The organism is Flavobacterium flavipallidum (assembly GCF_038289905.1).
Classification (GTDB): domain Bacteria; phylum Bacteroidota; class Bacteroidia; order Flavobacteriales; family Flavobacteriaceae; genus Flavobacterium; species Flavobacterium flavipallidum.
Map to the genome: position 1 here is coordinate 24,076 of NZ_JBBYHU010000020.1, position 22,888 is coordinate 46,963.

General features: G+C 34.5%; 19 protein-coding genes. 7 read left to right on the forward strand and 12 right to left on the reverse strand.

Features of this window, described 5'->3' with window-relative positions:
• Positions 1 to 545 precede the first annotated feature (545 nt).
• The 4 genes from AAEO59_RS10445 to AAEO59_RS10460 form a co-directional block, all read right to left on the reverse strand.
• Positions 546 to 1,466 (reverse strand): dihydrodipicolinate synthase family protein, encoded by a 921-nt coding sequence (locus AAEO59_RS10445; RefSeq protein ID WP_341700685.1) that lies wholly within the window; start codon positions 1,464 to 1,466, stop codon positions 546 to 548.
• A gap of 34 nt (positions 1,467 to 1,500) precedes the next feature.
• Positions 1,501 to 3,057 (reverse strand): sodium:solute symporter, encoded by a 1,557-nt coding sequence (locus AAEO59_RS10450; RefSeq protein WP_341700686.1) that lies wholly within the window; start codon positions 3,055 to 3,057, stop codon positions 1,501 to 1,503.
• Between the two features lie 783 nt (positions 3,058 to 3,840).
• Entirely contained in the window at positions 3,841 to 5,817 is a 1,977-nt protein-coding gene (locus AAEO59_RS10455) for a DUF2075 domain-containing protein (RefSeq protein WP_341700687.1), read from the reverse strand.
• A complete protein-coding gene (locus AAEO59_RS10460) occupies positions 5,810 to 6,016 on the reverse strand; it encodes a helix-turn-helix domain-containing protein (protein ID WP_341700688.1) in 207 nt (68 codons plus the stop codon). The genes AAEO59_RS10455 and AAEO59_RS10460 overlap by 8 nt, the downstream gene beginning before the upstream one ends.
• A 161-nt stretch (positions 6,017 to 6,177) precedes the next feature.
• On the opposite strand from AAEO59_RS10460, the gene AAEO59_RS10465 reads away from it, so the two are divergent.
• Together AAEO59_RS10465 and AAEO59_RS10470 are read left to right on the forward strand one after the other, a co-directional pair.
• Positions 6,178 to 7,296: a PQQ-dependent sugar dehydrogenase gene (locus tag AAEO59_RS10465; RefSeq protein WP_341700689.1), complete on the forward strand. Its 1,119-nt coding sequence runs from the start codon at positions 6,178 to 6,180 to the stop codon at positions 7,294 to 7,296.
• Positions 7,297 to 7,428: 132 nt separating this feature from the next.
• Positions 7,429 to 7,884 carry a c-type cytochrome gene (locus AAEO59_RS10470; RefSeq protein WP_341700690.1) on the forward strand — a complete coding sequence of 152 codons (456 nt, stop codon included), beginning with the start codon at positions 7,429 to 7,431 and terminating at the stop codon, positions 7,882 to 7,884.
• 247 nt (positions 7,885 to 8,131) lie between these two features.
• On the opposite strand, the gene AAEO59_RS10475 is transcribed toward AAEO59_RS10470, so the two are convergent.
• Complete coding sequence (locus AAEO59_RS10475) at positions 8,132 to 9,724, reverse strand: L,D-transpeptidase family protein (RefSeq protein ID WP_341700691.1); 1,593 nt, start codon at positions 9,722 to 9,724, stop codon at positions 8,132 to 8,134.
• A 178-nt stretch (positions 9,725 to 9,902) separates the two neighbouring features.
• Here AAEO59_RS10475 and AAEO59_RS10480 point away from each other — a divergent pair, with 178 nt between their 5' ends.
• The 5 genes from AAEO59_RS10480 (at position 9,903) to AAEO59_RS10500 (ending at position 15,621) form a co-directional block, all read left to right on the forward strand.
• Entirely contained in the window at positions 9,903 to 10,931 is a 1,029-nt protein-coding gene (locus AAEO59_RS10480) for a hypothetical protein (protein ID WP_341700692.1), read from the forward strand.
• Between the two features lie 18 nt (positions 10,932 to 10,949).
• A complete protein-coding gene (locus tag AAEO59_RS10485; protein ID WP_341700693.1) occupies positions 10,950 to 11,810 on the forward strand; it encodes a polysaccharide deacetylase family protein in 861 nt (286 codons plus the stop codon).
• 442 nt (positions 11,811 to 12,252) lie between these two features.
• Complete coding sequence (locus tag AAEO59_RS10490) at positions 12,253 to 13,689, forward strand: circularly permuted type 2 ATP-grasp protein (RefSeq protein ID WP_341700694.1); 1,437 nt, start codon at positions 12,253 to 12,255, stop codon at positions 13,687 to 13,689.
• Positions 13,690 to 13,730: 41 nt separating this feature from the next.
• The gene (locus AAEO59_RS10495) at positions 13,731 to 14,684 is read left to right on the forward strand and encodes an alpha-E domain-containing protein (RefSeq protein WP_341700695.1); all 954 of its coding nucleotides are present in this window, start codon (positions 13,731 to 13,733) and stop codon (positions 14,682 to 14,684) included.
• Positions 14,685 to 14,688: 4 nt separating this feature from the next.
• Positions 14,689 to 15,621 (forward strand): transglutaminase family protein, encoded by a 933-nt coding sequence (locus AAEO59_RS10500; protein WP_341700696.1) that lies wholly within the window; start codon positions 14,689 to 14,691, stop codon positions 15,619 to 15,621.
• A gap of 79 nt (positions 15,622 to 15,700) precedes the next feature.
• Here AAEO59_RS10500 and AAEO59_RS10505 read toward each other — a convergent pair whose 3' ends face one another.
• The 7 genes from AAEO59_RS10505 to AAEO59_RS10535 all read right to left on the reverse strand — a co-directional run bounded on the left by AAEO59_RS10505 (position 15,701) and on the right by AAEO59_RS10535 (position 22,835).
• The gene (locus AAEO59_RS10505; protein ID WP_341700697.1) at positions 15,701 to 17,035 is read right to left on the reverse strand and encodes a murein hydrolase activator EnvC family protein; all 1,335 of its coding nucleotides are present in this window, start codon (positions 17,033 to 17,035) and stop codon (positions 15,701 to 15,703) included.
• Between the two features lie 25 nt (positions 17,036 to 17,060).
• Positions 17,061 to 17,837: a DUF4292 domain-containing protein gene (locus AAEO59_RS10510; protein ID WP_341700698.1), complete on the reverse strand. Its 777-nt coding sequence runs from the start codon at positions 17,835 to 17,837 to the stop codon at positions 17,061 to 17,063.
• Between the two features lies 1 nt (position 17,838).
• Positions 17,839 to 19,188 (reverse strand): tetratricopeptide repeat protein, encoded by a 1,350-nt coding sequence (locus AAEO59_RS10515; protein WP_341700699.1) that lies wholly within the window; start codon positions 19,186 to 19,188, stop codon positions 17,839 to 17,841.
• Between the two features lie 108 nt (positions 19,189 to 19,296).
• Positions 19,297 to 20,307 carry a sugar phosphate nucleotidyltransferase gene (locus AAEO59_RS10520; RefSeq protein WP_341700700.1) on the reverse strand — a complete coding sequence of 337 codons (1,011 nt, stop codon included), beginning with the start codon at positions 20,305 to 20,307 and terminating at the stop codon, positions 19,297 to 19,299.
• Between the two features lie 40 nt (positions 20,308 to 20,347).
• Positions 20,348 to 20,662 (reverse strand): GIY-YIG nuclease family protein, encoded by a 315-nt coding sequence (locus tag AAEO59_RS10525; protein WP_341700701.1) that lies wholly within the window; start codon positions 20,660 to 20,662, stop codon positions 20,348 to 20,350.
• Between the two features lie 232 nt (positions 20,663 to 20,894).
• Entirely contained in the window at positions 20,895 to 21,329 is a 435-nt protein-coding gene (gene dut / locus AAEO59_RS10530; protein ID WP_341700702.1) for a dUTP diphosphatase, read from the reverse strand.
• 39 nt (positions 21,330 to 21,368) lie between these two features.
• Positions 21,369 to 22,835, reverse strand: coding sequence for a lipopolysaccharide biosynthesis protein (locus AAEO59_RS10535; RefSeq protein WP_341700703.1), 1,467 nt, complete (start codon positions 22,833 to 22,835; stop codon positions 21,369 to 21,371).
• Positions 22,836 to 22,888: the final 53 nt, after the last annotated feature.

Genomic DNA, 22,888 nt, shown 5'->3' on the forward strand with positions numbered 1-22,888 from the left:
CAATGAAAAAATCCGTTTAATCTGTGTTAATCTGTGGCAGAAATTTAACCGCAAAGAAGGCAAAGGTTTTTCGCAAAGATTTATGAAGAAATCCGTTTAATCTGTGGGCGTTCTTTTCACCATTTAAGACATTTAAGTTATATAAGTTTTTTGTCTTTTAAAAAGGATTATAACTGTACACATAAGTATATTTTAACAGCTAGATTTTAAAATTAATTTGTGAATTTTCGGTGTTTTTTACCACAATCAAAAAAATCAGTGTTAATCTGTGTTAATCTGTGGCTAAAATTTTTAACTACAAAGATTTTAAAAAACAATTAGTGCATTCGTGGCAAAGTGGCAAAGTGGCAAAACAATTTAAAAATCAATTATTAACCCATCTGTCCGAAGAACTTCCATTGGAAATCGCTTAAAGAACCTAAATATGGTCAAAAAAAGGCTCTTACATCCTTATGCAATGCCCAAAAAATGGGAGGAGAGGACATTGCATAAAAACAATCGAACAGACGACTTAATAATCACTAACACTAACCAAAATATATAAACTAGAATGATAACTCATTCTGGAGAATATCGTACTCTTTTTGCAGTTGATCCACTGCATTTTTTACAACAGGAGTAAAATCGCCTACTGCCCTTCTGGTGAAATTAGAAATAGACAAACCTCTTTGTTGCAACGTATACTTAGCCACAATAGGATACACCTCGTGCATAACCCCCATATTAGCTATTAAAAATTGTTGCACTGCCGCTAATTCATCAGCCTTAGAGGCATCATTATAATTATCGCAAATCCAAACAATCAGTTCAGGAAAGAAATTCCCCTGAATACAGGACAATCCAGCCGAACCTGCTTTTAACGACTCGATGGCATGCACCATATAAGCATCATACAAACCGAATTCCGGATTTTTAACCACACTCAATTTGGCTTTTATCTGATTGATATCTAGACAGGTATCTTTATGATAAACAACTCTTCCGGTATTGACAAAATCCTCTAATTGCGCAGCCGACAATACTCTTTTATAAGGCACCGGACATTCGTAAAAACCGGTTGGAACTCCCGGAGTCAAATCCAATAACTGATGAACATTGTTAACAAAAACTTCATCCGAATCATTTTCTTTTGCCAATAAACCCGAAATTAAAATCACAGCATCGATTCCTGTTCCGTAGATTTTATTGGTAAAATCAGCCTGCTGCTGAATAGTTCCTTCAAAAGTTCCTGTAGCTACAATGGGCACCTGACCAGCCACTACATCCACAACGTGTTTTGTTACCTGAAGACGTTCTGCCTCTGATAATTCAAACATTTCACTCGACAAACAATTGGCAAATAAACCAGTAACACGGGACTTTAAATACATTTCAGTTAAAGCAGTCAGTGTTTTGTAATCAATGCTTCCATCATTATGAAATGGCGTTAACATTACCGGAATAAATCCTTTTTTTGAATTGTTCATCGTTAATCTATTTTCTCTTTTTTATTATAATGAATTAAGCTTTTACGCTTCTAAATTTTGCTATAGTTGCTCCAGTCAAATAAATCGACAATGTTCCAATAACGATCACCATATTGGCATGAAGCGGACTTCTTAAAAAGTCATATTCATTCGGAATCAAACTCGAAAGCGACAACCACAGAATTACCATAAGCCCTATAACTGTTGCAGCCATAGCCTCGGTATTTCCTGATCTTTTGCTAATAATTCCCAAAAGGAAAAGCCCCAGCATTCCTCCTGCAAAAATCCCTGACAATTGCCACCAGATGTCCAGAATACTTTTCACCCCAATCATCGCGATACCACAGGCCATTCCGCCCAATCCAAACAAAACGGTTCCAATGTAAAGCAAACGCATATTTTGTTTGTCACTGATTTTTTTCTTCGAATAACGCTTGTAAATATCTTCCGAAAACACTGTTGCCGAAGCATTCATTCCTGAACTAATCGTACTCATAGCCGCCGAAAGTATCGCCGAAACGATTAATCCTAATAAACCGGTAGGAATCATATTCACCATGAAATTAGGCATCACCTTATCGCCATAATCCGATGGTTGTAAGGTTTTAGCATAATTGGCAATATCAGTTTGAGAAGCTGTTGCCCCAAGATGTTCCGCAGCAGCCTGTAGTTTAATGGGCTCTATTAATGAAGGAGTCGTTTGATAGTAAGCAAACAAACAAGCACCTATCACAAAGAAAACCAACGAAACCGGAACAAACATCCACACACAAAGCCAGATGGATTTGGCCGCTTCTTTTTCTGAAGACGAAGCATGGTAACGCTGTACATAATTCTGGTCCATCCCAAAATTATTCAGGTTGATAAAAAACCCATACAGCAACACCACCCAAAATGTCGAAGTCGTAAAATCAAACGAAAAACTACCCAGACTAAACTTATCACTTTGTTGGCCAATCTCAATTATCTTAGAAACACCTCCCGGCATTTTAGAAACAATCAAATACAAAATCAACAGCGCTCCTCCTGTTTTCAAAACAGCCTGAACCACTTCGGTCCAAATCACCGCTTCAATACCTCCTAAAACCGTATAAATCACGATACAGATACCGGTAACCAGCATGATAGTCTCCATACTAAAACCTGTCAGGGCTTGCAGTGTAAGGGAAATTCCAAAAAACACCGACCCCATTCTGGTAATTTGCGTCAATAAAAAACAAACCACCGCATAGGTTCTGGCCCAGGGACCAAAACGTTTCTCTAAATTAGTATAAGCCGAAACCTCTCCCGTGCTGCGGTAAAACGGCACGAAATATTTAGCCGCCACCCAGGCTGCAAATGGCATCGAAATGCTAAACACAAAAGCATTCCAATTCCCTCCAAACGCCTTTCCGGGAACACCTAAAAAAGTATTACTACTTAAAAAGGTAGCATATATTGACAATCCTATTGCCCAGCCCGGAATCTTACCGGAGGCTTTAGTGTACTGCTCTGAACTTTCGTTTTTTCTGGAGAAATAAATTCCCACGCCCACCATTGCAATCAAATAAATGGCAATAATAGCGATATCTAATAATGGTAAATTTTTCATTTATTAAAGATGGGATTTTAATTTGAATTCTCCTCAACTATAAGCATATCGTACAACTTATTGATGATTTTACAAATCTACCCGAAAACTACAACGATTTCCTATGAGATTTTTTCAGAATATTATAGGATATTATCATAAAGTGTTGGATATACGCTTATGACTTGCTAAATTCCTGTTCAAAACAAATTTCTTTAAGTCAAAAACAACTAAAGAAACACATTAACAGTTAGTTATATTTAAACAAAGGTTTACAACAAAAAACCTTTATGAAGTATCTGGAACACTTACTTAACAAAACTTCTCGTCCCGATAACTATCGGGACATTTTTGACTTATCAAATTCCTCCTCAAAACAAATTCCCTCAAGCCAAAAACACTCGAAGTGACGAAACAGCTGTCAGTTCGAGTGAATTTTCAGAAAATGCAAATAGCTTTTTCAGAAAATTTGTATCGGGAACTTTTTTTTATGAGAAGCCATTTACTTCGGCAGTTCGCTTTACTCATGTCCTGCCCTTCGCTCCTCCACTCTTATTTGTAGTCCCGGATTTTTTTAAGCGCCAAAAAGGAGCTTATACCAATTCTATTCATTTTATGCACCAATAAGTAAAGGTATAATGCCGATATAGTATGAAAATAGTCCAATTTTTTGGACTATATTGAATACATAATCGGTATCGCTACAGTCGCTCTTTTGGCTCAGGAAAAAATGACAAGCCTCCTGCATCAGGAGTTCCACTGCGGTCAGGGCTAGGGAAATTGGTTTTTTATAAATTAAAATATTTAAATTTCTTGAATACCTAATAACTTAAAGAATTCAAAAGTTCCATCATACATAACAGTTTGTCTTGTCACATCATCGTTATTTCCAAAAGGAATATAAATAACCATTCCTTGTCTTGCTCTAGTTAGCAAAACTCGATAGGAATTGATCAAATAATCTATTCTTTGATCACTTATATTTTGCCACCTTGTACCTTTAAATTTTTTATAATTCCATTTATTGTTATCATAAAATAAATCTCCATCCCAAGCAACACAAGTCCAATCCAATTCAAGTCCCTGTATATCAAACTCTGTAGCAACTTCTTCTAAAAAATAAGAGGAACGAATATCATCTTCATCATTTAAAAACCAAATTGGCGCATCAATTTTAGCTTTTACATTTAATCCAAAAGGTCTCAAACGCATTCCTCCTGAAGATCCAACAACTCCAATTCTTTCGGATCCTTTTGCAGATTTCCTCAACCACTTTCGAGCTGTATCCAGATCTCTCGTTATTTTAATCGGATAATCTTTTTTAATAAAATCGAGATATATTTTTCTTGCTTTGTCAACATCATTATTGATAACTTCTTGAATAAAATTTGAAAGCTGAGCACTTCTAAATGACCTTAATGAAACAGACAAATGCAGCTCATTTTTTTTAGTAGCCTTTCTATTTGATAATATTGTCAATGCATTTTGATCTTTAATGTAATTTTTGTCTTCAATAATTTTTGATGAATAATAAATGTCCCAATCCTCAAATTTGCTTGCAAAAGGCCAAATCCATTCTTCTAATCCCGCTTCACCAGTATTTATTTCTTGTCCACCGCCAATTAAGCAAACTATTGTGCACCAATCTTTATGCCTATCCATTACTTCAATTAGAAATTCAGGTTCGGATTTATCAAAGTCTCTTACTCCCTTATTTCGCTTCATAAAATCTGTAGCTTTATCTTTTGTCCACGCTCTTTGAGCCTCATCGAAAATAGTTACTTTTTCAATTGGCGCTTTTTCATCTTTTAAAGAAGCATCTCTAAAATGATGAATGTTTTGTATAAAAGATTTTACTTGAGAAGAAGCAAGCGATTTGCTTATTATGAAATTTTCTTCTTTTGCAGTTTTTACTTTATCTCTTGTTAATGCTTCACGCAAAACATCAACTAGAGGACCATTTCCTGATAAAAAAACAGCATGTTCTTCCTCGCTATAATTAGAACGCAAATTGGCAATATTCAATCCTGCCAAAGTTTTGCCTGCTCCCGGCACTCCTGTTATAAAACAAATTGATTTTCTATTTGTTACTTTTGAAAAATCAATAATTTGAGAAATACATTCGGATGTTAAAGACAAATTCTCTGCTCCAGAATCACTTCTAGAAATTTCTTCTACATTATGTTTTTTATATAATGCAGTTGCTGCTTCTATTATAGTTGGAGTAGGTTTGTAAATCGAATTTTCCCAATGGGCAATATCAATCACATCGCTACTTTTAAAGTATAACAATGCATTACTTATTACATCTGATAAATTATCTGAATTAGCATAAATAGTATCATATAAATTATCGAAGCTATTGATATATTCATTTTCGAGAGAAATTGCTTTTTCTGCTATTAGAATTGGTATAATAATCTTATTATGGCTTCCTTCATGAAAATTATTTAAATCTAAAGCATAATCAAACACTTGATTTACTGCAGATTTTTCATAGATTTTAGAACCTATTTTAAATTCCAAAATAAAAATACAGTTGTCAATAATTAATATATTATCAACTTTTTTTCCCATTCTTGGAATAGTAAATTCGAAATATATTTTCCCTTTAAATAAAGATATATTCCTCTTAAGAATAGAAATTTGTTCTTTCCAAGCGTTTGATTGTTGAATAACAAGTTTATTCAAATCATATCTACCAGAAATCTTCCCAAAAATAGATTCAGTATTCTCATCAACAAAATCATTAATGAAATTGGAGTAGTAAGCTCTATTCATCAAATAAGTCTTTAATTTTAACACCTAGTGCTTTTGCTAATCTCTCCACAACTTCAATTGAAACATTTCTTTCGCCTTTCTCAATTGTCGGTAAATAGGTTCTATCAATCTCGGCAAGATTTGCAAGTTTTTCTTGAGAAAGTCCTTTAGACTTTCTAAGCTCTTTTATTTTTAAGCCAAATTTTTGTTTAATATCCATAGTTAACAAAAATTGCAAAATGTAGACTTTAAAACAACGGAGTATAGTCTGGTTTTTTGTCTTTTTGAAAGAAAATATCCATTTATAAAAACCTCCTAAAACAACAAATCCCCGTATCAAACTTTTTATTACCTTTAAAACCACTTTTTAATTCCCAAATCATGAGATCATTAGCGATATTTCTTTTTTCTTTTGTCATTTTCAGCTGTGAGGCGCAGTTAAAAACAAACGATGCGATTCCGCTACAGGAAGATGCGAAAAACTACAGTTTAGAAACTGTTGTCGATGGTATTAACAATCCCTGGGGAATGGCTTTTTTACCGGATGGTTCGCTGTTAATTACGGAGAAATCAGGGATTTTATATCATTTTAAAAACGGTACAAAAACCGAAGTCAAAAACCTTCCTGCGGTCTATAATCGCGGTCAGGGTGGTTTGATGGATATTGTATTGCATCCTAATTATGCGCAAAACGGCTGGATTTACATTACTTATGCTTCCACCGAGGGCGAGGGCGAAGGCGGCAACACCAAACTTATCAGAGCCAAACTCGAAAATGAAAGCCTCGTTCAAATAGAATCTCTTTACAAATGCGGTCCGAATACTACCAGAGGGCAACACTTTGGTTCCAGAATTGTGTTTGACAACGCCGGTTATCTGTATTTCTCGGCAGGGGAACGTGGTAATCATTTTGTAAATCCGCAGGATATTAAAAGAGACAACGGAAAAATCTACCGCCTTAATGACGATGGCAGTATCCCAAAAGACAATCCCTTTGTAGGACAAGCTAATGCCAAAGAAGCGATTTATTCTTACGGACACCGCAATCCGCAGGGACTGGCTAAAAATCCCGTGACTGGCGCTATTTGGGAAAATGAACACGGTCCACAAGGTGGTGACGAAATCAACATCATCAAAAAAGCAGCTAATTACGGCTGGCCGGTGGTGACTTACGGTATCGATTATGACAACAGCGTTATCAGCAACATCCAACAAAAAGAAGGCATCGAAGATCCTCTTTATTACTGGGCACCTTCTATTGCTCCTAGTGGCATGGCTTTCGTAACCAGCAACAAATACCCGGAATGGAAAGGACATTTATTGGTAGGATCGCTAAAATTCCAATATCTGGAATTGGTAAAATTAGAAGGGAACAAAGTCATTGGCCGACAAAAAATCGCGACAAATGTTGGTCGTTTGCGCAATGTAACACAAGGTCCTGATGGCTACATCTACATGGGCGTAGAAGGAAAAGGAATTGTAAAAATTATACCCAACTAAATTACAGTAAATCAGATTTTACGAGCTATTTAAAAAGTTACCGCAGATTCGCAGATTTTTTATAATAATTTGCGAATCTGCGGTAAAAAAACTGAAGCAGTGCTTCAACAAATTAAACCTAATTAGATTAACATGCTATTTACTAAAATAAATATTGGCGTAAGCTTATTACTTCTGGGTGGTTTGTGTTTTTCAAATCCAACCACTTTTAGCAGCTCAGAAAATGAGTATTTCGCTATCACACAACAACAAACACCTTTACAAAAAAGCATCGCCCGTGGTAAAGAGGTTTATACTGATTTTTGTATCCAATGCCATATGGCAACAGGAAAAGGTAACGGAACGACTTTTCCACCTCTGGATGGTTCCGACTGGTTGAAAAACAAAAGAACACAAAGCATTCATGCAGTCAAATACGGTCAGAAAGGTGAAATTATCGTCAACGCAAAAAAATACAACGGCATTATGCCTCCCGCGGGTTTAAGCGATGAAGAAGTTGCCGATGTGATGAATTATGTAATGAATTCCTGGACGAATAAAACGAAAAAAATGGTTACAGCTAAGGAAGTAGCTTTGTTGAAACCTTAATTTTCTTTTTTGATCAAGCAAAAAAGAAACAAAAAAAGCATTACTATTTTAAACCATTAAGAAATTAAGATTCATTAAGTATTGCGCTTAAATCCCTTAACTCCTTAATGGTTTATCTTTTTGAAAAATCTCAACAGTCAAAAATTAAAGTTAATTCATTTTAAACCATTAAGAAATTAAGATTCATTAAGTATTGCGCTTAAATCCCTTAACTCCTTAATGGTTTATTTTCTAAAATTTCAATGGTTTAATCCTGATACAACAAAGCATCTAATTGAGCGTCTCTGCCATAAAGGTCATCATAAAAATGCAGCACATCATATTCATCCACCCAAGCGGTAAAATAGGCTAAATGGATAGGAATTTCGTTTTTTAACACACCAATCGATTCCTCTTTTCTATTCATGGCCCAGTCAATACAATCAGCTGGCCAGTCGGGGTCGTCTTTCAAAATAAGATGCGCTAATTCACGGGATTTTTGCAAATTGATACATCCATGACTGTACGCCCGATAATCCAAATCAAACAAGGCTTTAGACGGCGTATCGTGCAGGTAAATATCATTGCTGTTTGGAAAAAGAAATTTCACTAATCCCATGGAATTTTGTGGTCCGGGTCTTTGTCGCACATCGCCATTATTCCATTCCATATCCCGGGATTCGAGGTAATTTTTATCCCTACTCATTCCGCTTACTATTTCTGAATCAATTATACTTTGGGGTACATACCAATACGGACTAAAAACAATTGTACTGACACAGGCACTAAAAATTACGGTTTGCATTAAATCCTGACCCACCACAACATTAGATTCCAAAACCCGCTGCCCATTTTTAAAATAATTCAGTTTAAATGCAGGAATATTAACCATAAGATATTCATCGGCCTTATCCAGTTCCGGATCAATCCATCGGCAGCGTTCCATATTTAGTACTATTTTTTTAATGTAATGCTGAACTGGCAAATTCAATTGCTTAATATGTTGCGGACTTATAAAATAATTGGGATAATAACCCATTCTTTTTTTATACCGCAATACGGCATTCATTAATTCATGATCATACAATTGACTTTGGGAATCATTTTCTAAATCGCCAATGATATACAATCGGTTCCTGATTTGACTTATCGTTCGGCAACTGTCATAGGGTTTATAATTCTGAATGGTCGAATCGTATTCAATCGTCTTCCATTCTCCTTTTTTTTCAATCTCGCGGTATTTGTTTAAAGCCGAACGCAATTTGTAATATTGACTGAATTGGTATTTTTCTGCACGATCTAACAACTTGGGATTCTCTAATAACGCATCCAGAAATTCATTATAATTCAAATCTTTTCCTTGTAAAAACCACCCTGTTTTTTGCAACTGAATCCTATTAAAATCATCATATACCATTTGTACATAATACACATAAAGCACAGATAACATGATTTCTGTTTCATTATAAGACAGCGGATGCAAAGCGGTATTCGAATCAAAAATTCCCTCTATGATTTCTCGATAGTCGATACAGCCTTCAACGGCTTCCTCTTCTAACGAATTGGCTTTAGAATATAACAGCCGGGCAAGCGGAAGCAATTCGCAATCTGCATTGAACCAAATGGAATTGAATTTTCGGTTCGAATACAAGGAAGCAACCTTAGACTGATAGGGTTGTAAATTAGCATACTTTTTAAAAAAAGAAGTAATGAGCCAATGGTTAACAACAATTCCCGAAGCAGAACCCTCAGATGGCTTAGAAGTCAATGCAAAAGCCACATACTCTTTTGTATAAAAAGCGAATGAAGGAGATGAAAAGCGAATTAAAACAACTATAACGAACAAAGTAATTTTCCTCATAGTATCTTATTTTGAATTAAAGATAGCAAACAATTGGTTTTCAAACAAAAAAAACAGCCATCCAAAAGAATCTAAAAACACAAAAAAATCTTGTTTTTTTTACACATTGAATGAAAATTATATAACAAAGTGGTTCCATAAAAAGTTACATTTGTATAAAACCCAAATGCCCTGTTTTATGAAAAAATATACTCTGGCAAGCCTACTCAGCCCTTTTTTATTTTTGTTTTTTTCCAATTGTAAACAAAACGAATTCAATACCGAAAAAACTATTGCCAAAGACAGCGTAGCGACAAAAGTGACTCAGGTAAAAAAGAAAGCTATCACCGCCATTGACACCGCCGACTATAACCGAAGAATGATTGCCCTAAGTAACAAAGACACTACCGGAAGATGGCCGGTTAAAACGCCTTATCCTTTGCCGGGCGCGCTATTACCATATAACCGAATCATTGCTTTTTACGGAAATTTATATTCTAAACGAATGGGCGTTTTAGGCGAATACCCAAAGGCCGAAATGATTGAAAAACTACAAGGAGAAGTGGCCAAATGGAAGGCCGCCGATTCTACTGTCAATACCATTCCTGCCTTGCATTATATTGCCGTTTCTGCTCAGGGCGCTCCGGGTGCGGCTAATCGTTACAATATGCGAATGCCTTTTAAACAAATCGATACCCTTTTAAATTGGGCAAAACCTATTAATGCACTGGTTTTCTTAGATATTCAGGTGGGACACAGCACGGTGAAAGAAGAAGTAAGCCAACTGGTCGATTACCTTGCACTACCCAATGTTCATTTAGGAATTGATCCTGAATTTTCAATGAAAGAAGGACATGTTCCCGGTAAAAAAATTGGGACTTTCTCAGCCGATGATATCAATGATGCCATTGATATTTTGGCAAAAATTGTGCGTGAAAAGAAACTAGCGCCAAAAGTTTTGGTTATACACCGTTTTACTCAAGGTATGGTGACAAATTATAAAGCCATTAAAAAAGTTCCCGAAGTTCAGATTGTGATGGACATGGACGGTTTTGGTAGTCAGGTTTTAAAACGTTCTACTTATTTGAGATATATTTTTAGAGAACCGGTTCAGTTTACGGGTTTTAAATTGTTTTACAAAAACGACAACTGGAACGACTGGAAAATGTACACTCCGGAACAATTACTGCAGTTTACTCCAAAACCAATTTACATTCAATACCAATAATTGTAACGAATTTACAGAATGAAAAAATGGCTATTTCTAGGAACTTTTGGGCTATTTTTAGCCTTCTCCTGCCAGGAAAAAAAGAGCACTACAACTGAAAAAAAAGTTGACACAACTGCTAAAAAAATAATAACTGCTCCAAAAGAGCAAACCCAATTAATTGCTAACGATGCTACTGCTATTTTGGCTAGAAAAGAAGTGCCTATTTTGTGCTATCATAATATCAAAGATTTTGCAGCATCGGCAGGTGAAATGACCAAAACTTATACGGTAAAACCTGCTCTTTTTGCAGAACAAATGAAAGCCTTATCCGATGCGGGTTATCATAGTATTTTACCGGACCAATTGTATGACTATTTGGTATACAACAAAGCTTTACCGGAAAAACCGGTCATGATTACTTTTGATGACACCAGAGGCGAACAGTACAGCATTGGCGCAGCCGAAATGAAAAAAAACAATTTCAAAGGCGTTTTCTTTGTGATGACTGTTTCCATCAATCGCCCGAATTATTTAAGCAAAGAAGATATTAAAGCACTCTCTGATTCCGGACATAGCATTGCGGCCCACACCTGGGACCATCATATGGTTACCAAATATGCAGGAGAGGATTGGAACACCCAATTGGTTAAACCAAAAGCCAAATTGGAAGAAATTATTGGAAAACCCATTAATTACTTTGCTTATCCTTTTGGATTATGGAATAAGGAAGCCATTCCTGAAATTAAAAAAAGTGGTTATAAAATGGCTTTTATCCTTTCGACCAAAAGAGATTCCATCGAACCACTTTTCACCATCAGACGCATGATTGTATCTGGAACATGGTCTACACCACGCATGATGGAAGCTATGGATGCTACTTTCAAAAATGCGAAATAACATTTTTAGATTTTAAAAACACAAAACACAGATTTCATGGATTACACAGATTTTTTTAAATAACAGAAGAGAATCTGTGTAATCCATGTTATCTGTGGCATAAATAATAATCTATCTGTAAGCTGAATAATTTGGAAATAGTGACTCTTATATACCAATTCAAAACCATTTCTCAAAATCTGTGAAAATCAGTTTAATTCCTCTCATCTGTGTTCCTATACTCTACAGCCTCACTATTGATTTTACTGTTGAGAAATTTTAAAAAAAATGAATTTTAAAAACACTATTTCTTAAAAAACAGTACAGCAAAAAACGAATATTACATTAATTATATTATTATTATTCAAAACAAAATATCATACTGTAAATTTTATTAAATTAGCCTAAACACTGTTTTATTTTTAACCAAATATGGTTTTTGTTAATTTTTCAATAATTGCACATGATAAATTTAGCACCTAAATTAAACCCAAAAGGATGGGATGAAATGTTTTCCAAAGATGGAGTAAGAGAGGCTTACAAACAAGTCATGCAAACATTAGAAAGTTTGAATATTGACAAATTAAATATTAAGCAAAAGCAGGCTTCGGATATTTTCATGAATCAAGGGATTACATTTACGGTTTACAGCGATGATAATCAAGGAATAGAACGCATTTTCCCTTTTGATATTATTCCCAGAATCATCACTAAAAACGAATGGCTCGAAGTTGAAACCGGAATTGCTCAGCGTTTAAAAGCATTAAACTTATTTCTTGAAGACATTTACAATGAACAACTAATTGTAAAAGAAGGAATCATCCCTGCATCATTAATTGCATCTTGTCCGCATTATTTACCGGAAGTTCACGGTATAAAAGTGCCGCATGATATTCATGTTCATATTGCCGGAATCGACCTGATAAGAGGCGAAAAAGGAGAATTTTATGTATTGGAAGACAATTTAAGGTGTCCCAGCGGAGTGAGTTATATGCTGGAAAACAGAGAAATTACGAAGCGTATTTTTCCGGAAATGTTTAGAAGCAATAATGTTAGTATGGTCGTAAACTATCCGATGATTTTACAAAATATTTTAGTTTCGCTTTCGCCAAGAGCGGTCTCAAAACCTAATGTAGTTTTATTAACTCCGGGTGTATACAATTCGGCTTATTATGAACATACTTTTTTAGCAAGGCAAATGGGAATTCCGCTTGTTGAAGGACGTGACTTAGTGGTAAATAATCACAAAGTATACATGAAAACAACTTCAGGATTACAACAAGTGGATGTAATATACCGTCGTATAGACGATGATTTCTTAGATCCGCTAGTATTCCGCCCAGATAGTGCCTTAGGTGTACCCGGATTGATAAGTGCCTATAAAATGGGCAATGTAGCGCTGGTAAACGCAGTAGGTAATGGTGTTGCCGATGATAAAGCAATCTATGCTTATGTGCCACAAATGATAAAATACTATCTCAACGAAGAGCCTATCCTGAAAAATGTACCAACTTACCAAATGGAAAATCCTGAAGAACGTGAATTAGTTTTTGCCGATATAGGAAATATGGTCATCAAAGAAACCAATCAGAGTGGTGGCTACGGAATGATTATGGGTAACAAAGCGACCGACGAAGAATTAGAAAATGCCAAAATAGCAATTTTAAAAAATCCAAGAAATTTTATTGCCCAACCCATTATTCAATTAAGTACCGTGCCTTGTTTTATAGATGGCGAATTAAAATTACGCCATGTAGATTTAAGACCTTATGCTTTGTGTGGTCCTAATGGTGTAGAAATTGTTCCGGGCGGACTAACCCGTGTAGCACTCACTGAAGGCTCACTAGTGGTAAACTCTTCGCAGGGTGGAGGTAGTAAGGATACCTGGATTATGAAATAACAACAATCTATTTTGTTTTTTAAACTTATACAAAAATTATTATGGAAGTAAATATGCTCAGTCGTGTAGCAGATGGGATGTTTTGGCTTAACCGATATATGGAAAGAACAGAAGGAATGCTACTTACCTTGCATACCCTCTATCTTTTATCTTTTGATCAGGAAACCGATGATTTTATGGGATACAAACCTTTATTAGGTTACTATACTAATTTATCCTATGAGCAAATCATAGAACACCAACATGACACTAACTTTGTATTAAAACACATTTTATGTGATCGTGATAATCAAAACTCTGTTCGTAATCTCATTACAAAAGCCAGAGAAAATGCAAGAGGAGCACAGGATAAAATTACCAAAGAACTTTGGCAGCATATTAATTCTATGTACCATTTTATTAACGAACCTGACCTACCTAGCCGACTCGAAACTCCTGAAGCACTTACTATTTTAGGAAAACTTAATAATGACTGTTTGCTTTATAATGGAATTTTTCATGTAACTATGCCAAGAGGTCAAGCCTGGTGTTTTTCAAGTATAGGTAAACACATCGAGAGATGTTTACAAACTATTTCGATGACACAAACCTATTATGCTCCTATCGAATACGATTTGAACGGAAAAAATGACTTATTATACTGGAGAAAATTATTACTATCCTTATCCGGTTATGAATTATATCTTAAAAGTTACAGCAATATTCCTCACAATCGTAAGGTAATCCAACATGTCATTTTTAATCCTGATTTTGCACATTCAATCATATTTACCTTAGGTCTAATCAATACCTATTTAGACTGTGTATTTAAAAATAATAATTCGGCTGAAGCCCTTACCATGCGCAATCAATTTGGTCGTTTGAAAAGCTCAATTGAATATACAGATCATCAAAACTTAAGCAATCAACAATTACAGCAAATACTTCAAAATACAAATGATAAATTAATCGAATTCTCAATGGATTTTTCAAAATTATTTTTCTCCTATACCTAAAAAAATGGCTGTTTTCAATATCCTGCATATTACAAAATACCAATATAACTTTGCAGTTAAAGAAAGCAGCAATGAGATTCGATTGTTTCCCCACAATTTTGAAAATCAAGATGTTCTTCATTATGATTTAATGATTTCTCATTATCCTGAAGTAACATATTCTAACGATTATCATGGCAACAAAGTGGGACATTTCAATATATTGGAAGCTCATGATGAAATGATTATTCAGTCAAAAATGCTGGTTCGTATTAATCATTCACTTAAAATTCCTGAAATTGACGATACAAAAGTTTCAGCAATCGACTTACATAATGATATTTATCTTTTACGTCTTAGCTATCCGGAAAAAATAAAAAAACAAGCCGAAATAGAGGCGATTTTAAAAGAAATTCATTTTGAAGAAAAATCCATAATAGACATCGCCTATGCCTGCAATCAATATGTTTTCAACAACTTTGAGTATACCAAAGGAATTACCAATGTCGAAACTACTGTTGACGAAATTTTAGGTCATAAAAAAGGAGTTTGTCAGGATTTTGCACATGTGCTTTTACAACTTCTACGAACTGCCGGTATCCCATCAAGATACGTAAGTGGTTATATTTGTCCCAACGAAAGTGGCATGAGAGGAGAAGGTGCTACCCATGCATGGGTGGAGATCTACACCCCAAAACAAGGTTGGCTAGGCATTGATCCTACCAATAATATCTGGACAATGGACAATCATGTCAAATTATCGGTGGGAATGAATTTTAAGGATTGTTCACCTGCCAAAGGGAGCTTTAAAGGATTGGCACAACAAACTCTTTCCGTGAGTGTTCAAATTGGTTATGAAGACGGAAGACATATTCAAGAAATCAACGATGTTGCATTACAAAAAAATTCTGTTGTATTTGAATTACAGTCAAATCACACCGAACAACAACAGCAATAATTTTTTCGAAAAATTTCAAAACATAAAAAAAACGAATCAGAAAATTTGATTCGCTTTTTATCTTTTATGTCAACCTGAATTAGTTAGCTAACCAACCCTGAGGGTTCATATACGTGGTATTTTGCAACAATAAAAACTTAATTACTGTTTTACCGGTATCACCACTGGTTCTAATTCTGCCCAGATTTTGTTTAATACCTACTTTGTCCCCTTTAGTTACATTAACAGTACTTAAGTTTTGATAAATGGTAAAATAATCACCATGCTGAATCATTACTGCCTTGTTTACAGGTGATAAAACCATCACACTCGCCACTTCTCCACCAAAAACAGCTCTGGCATGAGCACCTTCATTAGTGGTGATTTCAACTCCACTATTATGAACCACCAAAGTGTTATACACCGGATGCGGTTGATCTCCATATCCTAAAGAAATAAATCCTTTTTCTACCGGCCAAGGCAATTTCCCTCTATTGGCTCTAAAGCTATCGGCAACTAATTTATCATCCGGAGTCATTTCAATTCTTGAAGAAGAAACCGGACCTCTTGAAACCGTTTCTCTAACTTCCTTCTCTTCTGTTGCGGATGTTTTTTCTTTAGACGAACCTTTTTTGGTTGCTGAAGCTTTTGATTTTTCGGCAGCGGCTAAGGCTGCAGCTTTAGCGCGTTCAGCAGCTGCTTTTCTATTGGCTTCTGCAATGGCTTCACGAATCAAACGGTTAATTTGAGCATCAATAATTTTAGATTCGCGCTGTTTTTTTCGAATTTCAGAAACAATTCGGTTTTTATCTTTTTTAATCTGATTAACCAATTTTTCCTGCTCTTGTTTTTCTTTCAAAAGCGACTGTCTTTCTTTTTCGTTCTCGGCAATTAACTTTTGCTTTTCTATTTTTTGAACTTTTAATTTTTCGTTATACTTAATCAGTTCTGTTGATTTAGCATAAATCTCCTCACCCTGCGATTTTCTAAAACTAGTATATTGCTTTAAATATTGAACTCTTTTATAAGCCTGCAAAAAATTCTCTGAGGAAAGAATAAACATCGCTCTGCTTTGCTCTGAACGGCTTTTGTATGAATTCAAAATCTTCTTAGCATAATCTTCTTTAAGTACATTCAATTCTCTGTTGAGCTTATTGATTTGAAGTTGATTACGATACATATCATCTGCCAAAAGACGCTTTTGCTTTTCGGTAGTATTAATCAGGGTTTCTTTCAGCTTGATTTTATTTTTTTGAATCAAAAAAACATTCATAGCCGATTTTTCCTTTGATTTGACGTTTTGCAACATCTTCTCATTTTCTCTGATTTCTCTTTGAATTTGCGCTTTGCGTTGTTCTAATTTTTCTTGTTGCGACTGACTCCACATTACTGAAGTCAAGCAAACAAATAACAGACTAAGGAAATATTTTGGCATCTTAAAAATTTTCTTTGTTGCAAATTTACTTAATTAATATTCTTTTGTAACCATCAGGAACACTATATGGGAAAGAAAGTTCTTCATTAAATGAAACAGAGTTATAATTTAAGTTAATTTCCGATTTTCCTTTTGGCTGTGAAGTTTTAATTTCAATAGTTGCCGGCAAATTAGCTTCTTTATGAGCCACTCGTTCCGGATAGGAAATTTGAATGTTTCTATTTTCGGCCTCCTGAGTAACTTCCTGTTTATTTACGCTAAAATCATTGGAATTAAAATAAAAACTTTTTTTTGTGTTTCCATTTTTAGCATCGTCCAAACGATAAAGATTGTCCATCAAAATTTCGGTATATTTTCCTTTGTTCAAATCGTCCAAAGCTTCGCCCACTAACATATTTTGAATTTTACTGTAATCCAAATCAGTTCCTAACCACTGACTCAAAGCACTAAAATCGCCTTCAAAATAAGTTCCTTTTACTTTTTCGTAATAACTTACCGATGTAGGCGTGATAGAAGCTTTTGCCATTGTAATACCCAGAAAACGAAGACTCACTAAAATTTGTTGGTCTTTCTTAATTCTGATTTCGGCGGCTACATTTTGTGCTTGTTTGTCATCGGCATAACGCGCATTGGCTTTAATGTATAATGTAGAAAAGTCGTTTTTATTGCTGTAATGATTGTCAATTATTTTACTTGCTTTCATATAATCAACTGGTTCTGTAACGGTTGCCGAAGTAACTATGGCTTTAGGCTTACAGGAAACCATAAAAATGACTACTAAGAGTACTAAGAATTTCTTCATTTTATTTTTGTTTTTTTAATAATTGATCGGCTTTAGAAAAGTAAAATACCTTTTTATTCATATCTCCTAATCCGTTATAAGCTTCTCCTAATTGAATATTATAATTGATTTCTAATGTTACATCCTCTACTACATAATCCATGCCTATTTCTAAAGTATCCTTAGCTTTTTTGAACTGTTTCAACTGATTGTAAGCTAATCCTGCGTAAAAGTAAAATTGTGGTTGTGCCGGAAATAACTCGGACATATCACTAGCCATTTTAGCCATTTTATCAAATTCAGAAGATTGCTTATAGACATCCATCAAAAGCAAAGTCGATTCTACATCTGGATTAGTGCTTTTTTTAAGTCCTAACTCATAATATTTTTCGGCTGCTTTCCACTGCTTTTTATTATGGTAAAATTTACCAATTTCTTTCGCAACATTAACATTAGGATCAGTATCAAAATACGAAATGGCTTTGTCTAAATCGGCAGTAAATTCCGGATGAGTATTTACATAAATGAGAAACTCATTAAAAATTCGATGCTTTATTTTGCTGTCAATTTTAGTGCTTCCCAAAACAATATTCATCGCTTTGATTGCTTTTTCACTTTCATTAGCCACAAGATAATTTTTAAACAAACTCACCTGAGCCCATTCGGAATTGGGAATTTCTCTTTCCAATTTTCGAGCGGTTTCCAGTACTTTTTCTAAATCGTCCTTTTTGGAATACAAATAAATCAGCGAAATATAATTTTCTTCGACTTTTGGGTTTTTATTAATTTGATCAACGAGATTTGTTATTTCGGCATCTTGAAATTTTCCTTGAGATAAAATTTGGAGTTTGTAATTTTCTCTCCTTTCTGATTTCCCAACCGTTTCATTCAACTCATTGATAAGTGCCAAAGCTTTATCAAATTCACCTGTATTCATGTAGAGTGAAGTTAAATCTTCTTTAAATTTTGAATCTAAAGGAATGAGTTTATTAATGATTTTAACAGCATCCGTATAATCTTTGGTCGCATAATCCACATCATACATTCCTATCAAAAACCATTTATTCTTAGGATCTAAACTATTGGCTTTTTCAAATGAAGTATAGGCGTTTTTATAGTCTTTTTGAGCCAGATAATTTCTTCCTATTTCATGGTAAACTGTTGGATTATTATTATCAATCTTCAAACAACTTTCTAAAGCAACAATTGCCTTATCGTAGTTTTCAATTGCCTTTTGCTTTAAAGCTTCGTAAAAATAATCCTGAAATTTATTCTCCGGTAGTTTAATAGTTTCTGGTTCCGTTTGTCCCCATGACAAAGCCGTATTGCATAGCAAAACAACTATTATCTTAAAAAAAACAAACTTTTTCATCTTTGACTACCAAATATTAAAAAACCGAAAATCACCATTAAGAAAGTAAGATCCTTTATACTTAAGCAACTTCATTTCTTAACGGTGAATGTTTTATTTTATTCTAAATTATTCTAAAACAGAATAATCACCTATGCTAATACTTGTAAAATTACCATCAAAACTGGCGTGATTTCCAATCATGGCATTATCCAGATTAGCGTTTTTTATATGTGCATGCGTTTGAACCAAACTGTTTTTAATACTACTGTCAATTACGTGGCAGCCATTTCCTAAAGAAACATTTGGACCAACAGTTGCATTAATTAAGACCACATCATCACCTATAAAACAAGGCTCAATAATCGTGGAATTCTCCAATTTTACTTTTGGAGAAACTAAACTTTCTTTGTCCTCGGCAAGGAAAGCAAGCATTCGCGAATTGGTTTCCACCGTTACATTTTTGTTCCCGCAATCCATCCAGGCAGTTACTTCACCTGTTTTAAAGATTTTTCCGTTAGCCATCATGTTTTTGATACCATCGTTAATTTGGTATTCACCACCATTTTGGATGTTATTATCTAAAACATTTTGCAATTCCTGTTTTAATACAGCGATATCTTTGAAATAGTAAATTCCGATTACAGCCAAATCACTAACGAATTCTTTTGGTTTTTCTACCAATTCGATGATTTCATTTTTCTCATTTAATTTTACCACACCAAAAGCTTCCGGATTTTCAATTTGTTTTACCCAAATTACCGAATCAGCTGTTGGATCCAATTCAAAATCGGCTCTGATTAAAGTATCAGCATAGGCAATTACTGCAGGACCTGAAAGCGAATCTTTGGCACACATAATAGCATGACCTGTTCCTAAAGCTTCATTTTGGTAATAAATTGTTCCTCTTGCTCCAAGTTTTTCGGCAATAGCAATTAAATCCTGCTCTACTTTTTCACCAAAACTTTCATGGATAATAAAAGCGACTTCTTCTATTTCCTGATTTAGAACTCCGGCAATGTCTTCTACTAATCGGTGAACGATTGGTTTTCCTGCAACCGGAATTAAAGGTTTAGGAATGGTTAAGGTATGTGGGCGAAGACGCGAACCACGTCCTGCCATTGGAACGATTATTTTCATATTTCATGCCCGCGTATGCGGGTATCTTTTAAATTAAACTTTATTCTCTTATTTTATTAAAATTGAAATTCCAATTTAAGCTTATATCCATCCATGTTGGATTCATATCTTCTATTAAATTTACCTTCCAATCTCTTTTCCATTTTTTTAATTGTTTTTCTCTTTTTGTAGCATCAAAACCATTTTCCCATTCTTCAAAATAAATTAACTTATCACAATTATATTTTGCCGTAAAAGAATTTGAATAAACTTTTAGTTTATGTTCTTTAACCCGTTCTATTAAATTATCTGTTACTCCAATGTAAATTACTCCTTTATGTTTATTTGACATCATATAAACAAACCATAACTTCATTTTAATAATTTAATTTATTTTAAAATTTCCTGCTTCGAAAAAAGTTTTATTGCTTCCTATATTGAACACAAGATTCCTGCTTTCGCAGGAATTATTTTGCTTCCTAAATTGAACATAAGATTCCTGTTTTCACAGGAATTGTTTTGCTTCCTATATTGAACACAAGATTCCTGCTTTCGCAGGAATTATTTTGCTTCCTAAATTGAACATAAGATTCCTGTTTTCACAGGAATTATTTTACTCCTGTACTGCCAAAACCGCCTGCTCCTCTTGATGTTTCAGTTAATTCTTCCACTTCAATCCATTCGGCACGTTCGTGCTTAGCAATAATTAACTGGGCAATTCTCTCTCCGTTTTGAATTTCAAATGCCTGATTAGATAAATTCACTAATATTACTCCTATTTCTCCGCGATAATCGGCATCGACGGTTCCAGGGCTGTTCAATACGGTAATTCCGTGTTTGGCAGCCAGTCCGCTTCTGGGTCTTACCTGTGCTTCAAACCCTATCGGCAATTCGATAAAAAGACCTGTCTTAACGATAGTTCTTTCTAAAGGTTGTAATACAATCGATTCGGTTAAATTTGCTCGCAAATCCATTCCTGCCGAAGCTATGGTTTCATAGTTAGGTAAAGCATGTTGCGATTTATTGATGATGTTTATTTTCATTTTCTAAATATTATAAAAATCAAATAGCTGCTTAAATAGCTATTTGTTTTTCGATTTAAGAATTCCCATTAAAGTTGCTTTCTCGTTGTGGTAAATAAAATACAGGAACAATAATAATAAACTTATTCCAACAAAATAATTTTCTCTAAAATAATAAAAGGAAATCACTGAAAACAAAATAGATACCCCCATGTAACCTCCTATTTTTTGGAAATCATAAGGAATTGGATAATATTTATTACCCAAATAATACGAAATCAGCATCATGCTTCCATAAGCTGCCAAAGTTGCAATTGCTGAACCCACATAGCTCATGGAAGGAATCAACAAAAAGTTTAAAACCAAAGTAATAATAGCGCCAACAATGGAAATATAAGCTCCCACATAAGTCTTATCAATCAATTTGTACCAAACAGAAAGATTCGTATAAATTCCCAAACAAAAGTTGGCCAAAATAATCAAAGGGACTACTTTCATCGCTACCCAATACGAATCGTCGCGGATCATGATAAATTTGAATACATCAGCAAATACAATCACACTTAACATAATGAATGAACCGAATATGACAAAATACTTGGTTACCATCGCATAGGTTTGTGGTGCATTTTCGTTTTTAGCATGACTAAAAAAGAAAGGCTCAATCCCAAGTGTATAAGCCGTACGGTATAAAACCATAAACAAACCTAACTTATAACAAGCCGAATAAACCCCTACTTCATCATCGGCGATACTTTTAGGCAATAATTTGGATAATAAAATTTTATCAAATTGTTCATTGATGGCAAAGGCAATTCCGGCAACTAAAATTGGTAATCCGTAAACCATCATTCGTTTCCATAAACTAAAATCAATTTTCCATTTCAGGAAAACATAATCTGGTGATAAAACTACAAATGTCATCAGGCTGGCAATAATATTAGCCAAGAAAATATAGCCTACTTGGAAATTTTCAATGTAAAAAGAACTCGCAATTCCTGAAGGATTATACGCTGCTAATTTTGGCAAATACACCAAAAAAAGTACACTTAGCAAAAGATTCACCAAAACATTTCCAATTTTGATGATGGCATACATGATAGGTCTTTGTAACGCTCTTAATTTTGAAAAAGGAATAATAACCAAGGCATCTAAAACCAAAATCCAAATGGAATAGGTAATATACTGAGTGTCTATCCCTGACCATTCGGCTAAAGTAGTTCGGAATAAAAGGGCTGCAACCAAAAACATAATAGTTGTCCAAAAAATGGAAACCATTGAAGTTTCTACAACCGACTGTTTATTGTCTTCTTTGTTGTAAAATCTAAAGAAAGCCGTTTCCATTCCATAAGCCAAAATCACATTGAAAAAAATCATCCATGCAAAGATGATGGTCACTTTTCCGTATTCATCCTTTGGAAGTAAATCAGTATATAAAGGCACTAACAGGAAGCTAAACATCCTGGGAACCACCGTAGCAAGTCCGTAAATAGCCGTTTGTTTAAAAAGATTTTTATATAAACCCAAAGTGTATTGTCTTAATGCATTTCTAGAAACAAAAATAACTAAATCTTTGATTT